The organism is Klebsiella sp. 28, from assembly GCF_018223905.1.
In the GTDB taxonomy this organism is placed as follows: domain Bacteria; phylum Pseudomonadota; class Gammaproteobacteria; order Enterobacterales; family Enterobacteriaceae; genus Klebsiella; species Klebsiella pneumoniae.
This window is the reverse complement of record NZ_JAGRQY010000261.1, coordinates 1-5,551: the sequence shown is the minus strand read 5'-3', so window position 1 is coordinate 5,551 and position 5,551 is coordinate 1. Positions and strand designations below refer to the sequence as shown.

7 protein-coding genes and 3 pseudogenes are annotated in these 5,551 nt (G+C 53.1%); 3 read left to right on the top strand and 7 right to left on the bottom strand.

All coding sequences use genetic code 11. The annotated features are described in order from the left end of the window. Positions 1–117, top strand: a pseudogene (locus tag KHQ28_RS27810) (GNAT family N-acetyltransferase); the annotation flags it as partial. On the opposite strand, the pseudogene KHQ28_RS27805 reads toward KHQ28_RS27810, so the two are convergent. The 5 genes and pseudogenes from KHQ28_RS27805 to KHQ28_RS27785 all read right to left on the bottom strand — a co-directional run. Further along, positions 109–546 (bottom strand): annotated as a pseudogene (locus KHQ28_RS27805) (GNAT family N-acetyltransferase); the annotation flags it as partial. The pseudogenes KHQ28_RS27810 and KHQ28_RS27805 sit on opposite strands and share 9 nt — an antisense overlap. A gap of 30 nt (positions 547–576) precedes the next feature. Further along, positions 577–702, bottom strand: coding sequence for a phosphoserine phosphatase (locus KHQ28_RS27800; RefSeq protein ID WP_153587553.1), 126 nt, complete (start codon positions 700–702; stop codon positions 577–579). After that, positions 693–1,172 (bottom strand): type VI secretion system tube protein TssD, encoded by a 480-nt coding sequence (locus KHQ28_RS27795; protein ID WP_032418948.1) that lies wholly within the window; start codon positions 1,170–1,172, stop codon positions 693–695. The genes KHQ28_RS27800 and KHQ28_RS27795 overlap by 10 nt, the downstream gene beginning before the upstream one ends. 42 nt (positions 1,173–1,214) lie before the next feature. Then, positions 1,215–1,403, bottom strand: a complete 189-nt coding sequence (locus KHQ28_RS27790) for a hypothetical protein (RefSeq protein ID WP_032411087.1) — start codon at positions 1,401–1,403, stop codon at positions 1,215–1,217. A gap of 2 nt (positions 1,404–1,405) precedes the next feature. After that, a complete protein-coding gene (locus KHQ28_RS27785) occupies positions 1,406–2,098 on the bottom strand; it encodes a hypothetical protein (protein WP_023301915.1) in 693 nt (230 codons plus the stop codon). A 341-nt stretch (positions 2,099–2,439) separates the two neighbouring features. Here KHQ28_RS27785 and KHQ28_RS27780 point away from each other — a divergent pair, with 341 nt between their 5' ends. Next, positions 2,440–3,018 carry a TetR/AcrR family transcriptional regulator gene (locus KHQ28_RS27780; RefSeq protein ID WP_004199932.1) on the top strand — a complete coding sequence of 193 codons (579 nt, stop codon included), beginning with the start codon at positions 2,440–2,442 and terminating at the stop codon, positions 3,016–3,018. On the opposite strand, the gene KHQ28_RS27775 is transcribed toward KHQ28_RS27780, so the two are convergent. Beyond that, positions 2,994–4,094 (bottom strand): iron-containing redox enzyme family protein, encoded by a 1,101-nt coding sequence (locus KHQ28_RS27775; protein WP_004148409.1) that lies wholly within the window; start codon positions 4,092–4,094, stop codon positions 2,994–2,996. The two genes, KHQ28_RS27780 and KHQ28_RS27775, sit on opposite strands and share 25 nt — an antisense overlap. A gap of 201 nt (positions 4,095–4,295) precedes the next feature. On the opposite strand from KHQ28_RS27775, the gene KHQ28_RS27770 reads away from it, so the two are divergent. Continuing rightward, positions 4,296–5,210, top strand: a complete 915-nt coding sequence (locus tag KHQ28_RS27770) for a DMT family transporter (RefSeq protein ID WP_032418947.1) — start codon at positions 4,296–4,298, stop codon at positions 5,208–5,210. A gap of 40 nt (positions 5,211–5,250) precedes the next feature. Here the strand turns inward: KHQ28_RS27770 and KHQ28_RS27765 are convergent. Beyond that, a pseudogene (locus tag KHQ28_RS27765) lies at positions 5,251–5,551 on the bottom strand (MFS transporter); the annotation flags it as partial.

Below are 5,551 nucleotides of genomic sequence, written 5' to 3'. Positions count from 1 at the left end.
GGCAGACAAGCCGAGCTGGGGATGACCTTTTCCCCTGCGTATCAGCATCAGGGGTATGCCCGGGAAGCCAGGCGGGCGGTGATGGCCTTACTCTTTGAACAGTTAGCCCACCACCGCTGTCAGCCGGTGGTGGGCTAACTGTTCAAAGAGTAAGGCCATCACCGCCCGCATGGCTTCCCGGGCATACCCCTGATGCTGATACGCAGGGGAAAAGGTCATCCCCAGCTCGGCTTGTCTGCCGTGATCTAAGAAGTGGATCCCCACATCTCCCGCCAGCGCACCGTTGGCCTGAATCTCTACGGCAAGCTGGAACCAGCTCTCATCCTCAGCAAAGGCCTGCGAACGCTGTTGTTCATAGAAGGCTGTCGCCTCTGTCATGCCGTAGTGGGTCCAGCTCTGAAAGCGGGCCACCTCCGGCAGATTGCGATAATGGCTGAAAGACGGCAGATCTTCCGTTCTGAACCGGCGCAGCAGCAGCCGGGGCGTGGTCAGGGGTAATTTCATCTCTTCTCTTCTTCTTAATGAGACGGGCAATGGCGGGGCCATCTTAACCTGCGCAGCCTGGCGCTGCCAGGCTCATGGCGGAGCCTCATCCCAGCGATAGATTTTGGTGGTGGCCAGGGTCAGCATGGCGAAATCTTCCGGCGTATCGCCGTAGGCGAAGATCTCCTCGTAATCGGTTAGCTGGGAGTTCAGGCGCAACAGCGGTCATTCCATGAGTCACGATAGATAATATTCCCTTCGGTATACTTCCAGGTGATCGCCTCATAACGCAATTCGAGTGTTTCGAGATGGGTACTACTCATCCCACCCGGAGAAAGAAATGGTGCAACCGTGGTAAATTTGACGTTTTCCAGAATGATATTGAAATATTCGGCTTCGATACCTGTTTCCAGAATGCGGTACATCTTGATTGTCGCCTTCTTCATCGTTCGGCCTTCGCAGACGGCTCTGTACAAGAGCGGTGTTGTTTGATCGAACTCTTTTACGATCGTTACAGGTTGATGGATCCGCGTACCGGTTAGTTTTCCCCAGTTTGGATCTACCGGAATAGTTACCCCATGAGAAAAGGATTTTAACTCGATAGAACCCAGGCGCAGTGGCATCAAACAACTGCCTAGAATTGGGGAGCCATTTTCATCTTCCAGCCATAAATGTGCGGGTGTAGACATATTATTTCCTTATAAATTTAATATAAAGTTAAGTTTTCAATGTCAAAATTTTACAAATCGATAAAACATTACAATTACAAATACGAAAAACAGGGGAACAAGCCAGAGAGGCGTCTCTGGAAAAAAGAGCCCTTGTGCCATGGCGAAGAGGATTGTCAATACAGCAGGGCCATAATATGAAATTAACGATCTGAATATTCTTCGCAGCAATCTTTTAATAAGATTCATCATAGCTATCGGATCATCCTGGTAATGATGTCTGCAATACCCTCATTCGAGGCCTGTTGTGCTGTAAACGCCTCAGATTTTAGAAACAATGGTTCTATCAGAAAGTACATCATTTCCAGCTCATGTGCGTAAAGTACCGAATAATACGCAGGTTCGGAAACACAAAGACGATGTGCACTCTCTGCTGCTTTCTGCACAATACCATATATTCCGATAGCGCCTACCACTCCCCCTGCCCGGCGTCCAGCCAATGCACTAAGTTCAAGATTGAGGTTTATACCTGTAGCGACAAATGAGGCTGTTGCCAAAGCAAATCCAGCGTTGGTCAGTGAGCTTGCGGCAATATGAATGTTAACAGCCATAAGTATTCGCTTTATACGCTCCAGTTCCTCTGAAGCTTTGTCTTTGAATATTTGTTCAAAATATAGCTTGAGCATATCGTATGCAATATTTCCATGTTTAAGGAGATAAATCACACCGTTTTTAAATCGTATGTCTTCGGTTTTTTGTTGCAGGCACACATCCTGGTACTCATCGGTAAAACAGGACGTATAATAAAGCGCACGCTTTGCACCTGCGCCTATGGTTTCAATTTGGTTTGCTACGGCCTTTTCTGCACCCGCTACGGCATGTTCGAGTTTTAACGCAAGAATATTGTTAGCCTGTAAATAACGGACAATTTCATTCTTGTAGTACATAACCATTCCTTGTTAATTATTTATTTTTCCAGGTGTTGTCATCGCTCTTCATGAGCAAGCCCTGAGTCAATCGCTGACTATGAAAGATGGTATTTCCTGGTCAGAATACTGATTATTAACGCGACTCCTCCGTACTTATGCAAAGCGATTTATCGCAGACAAGTATGGTGACTTGTGCATGTCTACGCAATCTTATTTTTATTGAGGGAACCGACGCCGCATAAACCGCGGCTGATTTACTTTTTGCCCGTCTGGCGGCAAGATCCGGCATAATGCACCGCTGTCGCAGGACGGCCGTGTCACCGGCAATCGTGACAGCGAACCATTCGACAGGAAAACGCATGAAGCCAAAACAAGCGGACATTCTCCGCCACGCCAGCACGCTGTTTAATCGCGAAGGATATCAGTCGCCCAGCATCGAGCGGATTGCTGAACATGCCGGCATCTCCAAAATGACCTTCTACCGCTATTACGCCGATAAAGAGGCGCTCATTCTGGCTATCCTCAAGCAGAAAGAGAGCGAATTTATGCAGGATTTGGCGCAGATCACCGCGGATAAAGCCAGCGCGCGGGAAAAGCTGTTCGCCGTGTTCGACTACTACCATCGCTGGTTTACCTGCGAAACGTTCCACGGCTGCATGTTTACCCGCGCGCTGTTTGAATATGGCGCGTCATCGCCGGCGATCCGGGAGCAATGCTCCCGATTTAAGTCGCTCCTCTGGCAGTTCTTCCGCGATATCCTCCTGCAGGTGTTAAAACCGGAACCTGCCGAGCGGGTGGCCATGATGATGGTGATGCTCATCGATGGCGCCATCGCCGCCCAGCAGGCCGAGTCCGCCGAATGCCGGGAGATCCCGCCAGGGGTGACCGCCTGGAGCGCGGCCAAAGCGCTTATTTACTCAGAAGGCGGTACGCTGTGAGATGATAAGCTGCCGCCCAGCGACTGCAGGGCCGCCAGCAGACCATCATAGTAATCGTTGCAGGTTTGCAGACGCAGCGCGGCGCCAAAGAAGACCTCCTCCATCGCCGCCGGATGTTTTTTGCCAATCGGCACAATCACATTGTTCAGCCAGCCATCCGCATGACCGATGTCGACCGTGATATGTTCGGCATAGTAATGCACGTCGCGCTCGGAAAGCCCAATCCGCCGACAGCCCGCCACCAGTTTTTCATACTGCGGCGGGTCGAGCAGCTCGGTCATCGCCATCACGCCCAGCGATTTGTAATAATGCTGACGGTTTACGCCGCCCAGCATAAAGGCGTTATACCCGGCCAGCCCCTGCCACTCGTACAAATGGGCAAAATGATTGTCCGGCAAAGCGATATTCCGCCGCTTCAGTAAATCCTTGTACAAATTGACGTGGGTGATCTCAGTGCTGCCCTGGCCTATCTCATCCCACAGATTTTGCGCAATCTCAGCGCGGGTTTCCGGCAGCGAGCCCACCAGCCCCATCGCCACCAGATCGAAGAAAAGCAGATTGAGGGCGCTGTCGCTTTTGAAGAAATAGTCGATTTGCGCCGCAGAGGCCTCGCTGGCAAGGAAATCGAACAGCGGATGATGAGACGCCGGGTGCTGCTGGCATAAGGCGCGCAGTTCGTCGACGATATTGCCGGCGTTAAGCATTGGTCTCTGGTGGTGGAAGCGTTTGCTTTCCGCCCGCAGCCACTCAGACTCGATGTAATTTCTGATCCCGGAAAGCAGCGGATGAAACTGATTGGCAGCCGCTGGCGAGAGCGGGTCGGCAAGCCAGGACTGATAGAGAATGAACAGCGCGTGGTGCGCACGCTTTTTGGCCTGTGGATCGTCAGCGGAGAAGGCGCGGATGCAGGTATTCTCAGTGAGATGCCAGGCTCTGTCGGCCACCAGCGGGTTGGCCGTCAGCTTCAGCGACAGCGCGTTGCTGTGCAGAAGCTGGTCAATTAACTCATCCAGCGCCAGCCTGGCCATCACCGCGGTCTGGTCGCTTCCAATCACCCCATTATCTGTGTTACGCATGATTTATCCCTGTGAAATACATGGCTACTATACGGTATAGTACCGTCCATAATGCGGCAACGTAAATTTCACACGCGCTTTCAATTTACTGTTTATTAAAGAATTTAAATGAATACAATAAAAACCACTAAAATATTATTGATATTATAAAAACAATAACATTACCATTCAGTACAGTGACAAACGACACAAGGAACCATCATGCCTTATCTGTTACTGACGCTGGCGGCTCTGTTCTGGGGCGGGAATTATGTTGTCGGGCACGTGCTGGTGCAGGGCGTGGATCCGATCCTGATGACCGAAGCGCGCTGGGCGCTGACGGCGCTGCTGCTGGGCCTGCTCTACCGACGGCAAATCGCCGGCAGTCGCCACCTGCTGCGGGCAAACGCGCCAGCGGTGGTGGTGCTAACCCTCTGCGGCCAGGTCAGTTTCCCGCTCACGCTCTATATTGGCCTGCAAACCACCTCCGCGCTCAACGCCGCCATCTATATGTCCGCCACGCCGAGCATGGTACTGTTGATTAACCGACTATTTTTCCGCGATCCGGTATCAGGGCGTAACTGGCTCGGAGTGGCTTTTAGCACCCTCGGCGTGATGATCCTCTTATTTCAGGGAAATCCGCTGCACGCCGCCTCTCTGCACACCTTTGCCATCGGCGACCTGTGGGCGATGGGGTCGGCGCTGAGCTGGGCGCTCTACTGTTCGCTGTTACGTCTGAAGGACCGCCGAATCCCGGCGAATGGCTTTGTCGCCGTCAGCTCGCTGCTCGGCGCCCTGATCCTGGTGCCAATCGTCATCTTCTGGCTGATGCGCCACCCGGCGCAGGACTGGGCAGCCTGGCGCGAGCCGTTTTTCCTCAGCGGCCTGGCGTATCTGGTAATTTTCCCATCGTGGCTGGCCTATTTGTTCTGGAACAAAGGTATCGCCACCATTGGCGCCACGCGGGGCGAAATTTACACCCACATCATCCCCCTCTCCGGCGGGGTGTTGAGCATCCTGTTCCTGCATACCCAGCCGCATGCCTGGCATCTGTTTAGCGCGCTGTTCATCATGGTGGGGATTGGGATCTGCTCGCTGGAGAAACGCCAGGCGGCGTCTATTTGTCTGCGTGACTAATGTATGCGACCGGGCGCCTGGCCACGCCCGGTCACAAAAGTTAACGGCTGGTGGAGAGCGGCTGGTGATGTCCCGCTCCTGCGGATTGGATCGCCCGGCCTTCGCGACCAAAAAAGGTCAGGACGGTAATGACAATCGCCACCGTCCCGGCCACCAGGGCCATTGCCAGGCCGTAGTTATGCCCATGATGCTGGGCGATTGATGCCTGGAGAGTGGCATTCACCGAAGCCAGCAAATTACCCAGCTGGTAGACGAAGCCGGGCAGCACCGCCCGGGTGTTGGCCGGGACCAGTTCATTGAGCCAGGTGGGGATCACCCCCCAGGCCCCCTGGACCATAAAC

What these genes read in the sequence shown, in the direction of transcription:
- KHQ28_RS27795 (WP_032418948.1), bottom strand. Translation starts at nt 1,172, where the DNA reads ATGTCTACACCCGCACATTTATGGCTGGAAGATGAAAATGGCTCCCCA.
- KHQ28_RS27790 (WP_032411087.1), bottom strand. Translation starts at nt 1,403, where the DNA reads ATGATGAATCTTATTAAAAGATTGCTGCGAAGAATATTCAGATCGTTA.
- KHQ28_RS27785 (WP_023301915.1), bottom strand. Translation starts at nt 2,098, where the DNA reads ATGTACTACAAGAATGAAATTGTCCGTTATTTACAGGCTAACAATATT.
- KHQ28_RS27780 (WP_004199932.1), top strand. Translation starts at nt 2,440, where the DNA reads ATGAAGCCAAAACAAGCGGACATTCTCCGCCACGCCAGCACGCTGTTT.
- KHQ28_RS27775 (WP_004148409.1), bottom strand. Translation starts at nt 4,094, where the DNA reads ATGCGTAACACAGATAATGGGGTGATTGGAAGCGACCAGACCGCGGTG.
- KHQ28_RS27770 (WP_032418947.1), top strand. Translation starts at nt 4,296, where the DNA reads ATGCCTTATCTGTTACTGACGCTGGCGGCTCTGTTCTGGGGCGGGAAT.